Source organism: Pseudomonas viridiflava (assembly GCF_900602065.1).
In the GTDB taxonomy this organism is placed as follows: domain Bacteria; phylum Pseudomonadota; class Gammaproteobacteria; order Pseudomonadales; family Pseudomonadaceae; genus Aquipseudomonas.
Window position 1 is genome coordinate 1 of the sequence record NZ_UWFN01000381.1, and the last position, 286, is coordinate 286.

Consider the following 286-nt stretch of genomic DNA (forward strand, 5'->3'; position numbering starts at 1 on the left):
GCGTGCCGTTGACCAGGCACAAGCCGTCCTTGGCACCGAGAATGACCGGAGCCAGACCTTCCTCGTTCAAGGCCTGCTCACCCGCGACGATCTGCCCGCGATGGCTGACCTGGCCGATGCCCAGCAACGCGACACCGACGTGCGCCATGTGCGTCAGGTAACCCACCGACCCCTGCGACGGCACTTGCGGAGTAATGCCCCGGTTGAGCAAGGCCAGCAGCGCCTCGACCACCTGCCGGTGAATGCCCGATTTGCCCTGGCTGTAATTGAGGATTGCGGCGCAGAT

General features: G+C 64.7%; 1 protein-coding gene. It reads right to left on the minus strand.

Annotated elements, in window-relative coordinates:
* A partial coding sequence (locus tag EE949_RS29070) for an aromatic amino acid lyase (protein ID WP_164666863.1) occupies positions 1-286 on the minus strand: 286 nt, incomplete at both ends.